The sequence below is a fragment of the Endozoicomonas sp. ONNA2 genome (assembly GCF_024606365.1).
GTDB lineage: Bacteria > Pseudomonadota > Gammaproteobacteria > Pseudomonadales > Endozoicomonadaceae > Endozoicomonas.
Window position 1 is genome coordinate 1 of record NZ_JAHHPO010001087.1, and the last position, 1,384, is coordinate 1,384.

The 1,384-nt window shown below is 42.8% G+C and carries 1 protein-coding gene; it reads right to left on the minus strand.

Translation table 11 applies throughout. The features are described from left to right. Window positions 1–1,384, minus strand: a 1,384-nt coding sequence (locus KDK14_RS19470; protein WP_257266872.1) for a hypothetical protein, incomplete at both ends; no start/stop codon positions are given.

Sequence of the window (1,384 nt, forward strand, 5' to 3'; positions counted from 1 at the left end):
TCGCTTCTGCTTTTTCCCGGATAAATGATTCGGTTTGATTGTTCTTTTTTAACCAGTCCGTGAAGTCTCGTTCGAACGCTTGCCATTGCGTGCCAAGCAGTTGTTGCAATGAGAGTCTCTTATCTGGGTTGTGCATGAGAGAACCCACGGTGTTATCAGCTAAGTTCGCACTAGCCGTTTTCCAAGGGTCCATCAAAGGACCATATTGCTCATTTCCCGGAATTGCACAAAATTTTTTCATTGCACTCACCATTTCCTCAAATAGATACCATTTTTTATATTGGTCAACGATTGGGATTTTTCCTTTGGCAAGAACATCGGAGAGGCTGATATCACCGGAACTCCAATTGATTACAGAACCTTGTTGTAAAAGATCAAAGTCACTATTTACTATTCGATCAGGGATAATAATGTTTATATTTTTTTCCTTCTGACCAACGGGATTTTGGAAAGTCATGATCACATCTTTTTTATCATCACTGTTGATTTTAAATAAATTAACAGACTTATAGGGAAAAAAGTCCGGCTGCTGTTCGGGGAAAAACTCGCTGAAGTGGCCCGGATTAAGCTGCCGAGAGCTGACTAACACCACATCTCTGTCGTTGTCTCCTTCCATCAGCACCAGAACTCTCAGCGCGTGAGCAAGAAAATATTCATCATGACCATAGACAAAATAAAATACGCTCTGGTCATTCCCATCACTGCTTTTGCTCAGTGGGTTAGCGCAATACTTACGCAGTAAATCGTCCTTGAATACAGTGTCAGGGTATGTATTTTCCATCAGGTATAAACGCTGACAGCTAAAGCCCATATCAATCTCTTCTATTCCATGACGGCCCGTATTACTATATTCCCAGCTTTTGAGTTCATATTCACCAACACCCAAAGTTTTGCTGGCAAATTCACCATGGCTGTTTGCCAACGGCGCTATCAAACCACTCGGGCCATGCAAGATAAAATCGGCCTCATGCAGCAATTGACGGACTTCCTCTTCCTGATGCACTGCGGCTAACGGCTGCTGTTCAGGTGGCCGGAATCTTTGTTGATGGCGACCATCCAGAATGAAGGTTTCAACGTCGTCAAAGGTGGCAATGGATCTTAATCGCTTCAGCTCATCAATGTCAGCGGCATGGTGTTCAAAGACAAATGAGCAAGTTGCTTCAGGAAAGAGTTTCCTGACATAACCTAACAGCCTTACCCCGGATGCAATATCACCATACCCCCTCTGTAAAATGGTATCGCTCATGAACTGCCGGGTAGCAACCACAATTTTGATGGTTCTGTTCTTAAAGCCTGGGCTACCTTTTGATTTAGGCTCATTTAAAAAACTTGTCAGGTCTTTACTAAAAAGTCCTGAATTAGGCTCTGTAACATTCATGTTTTT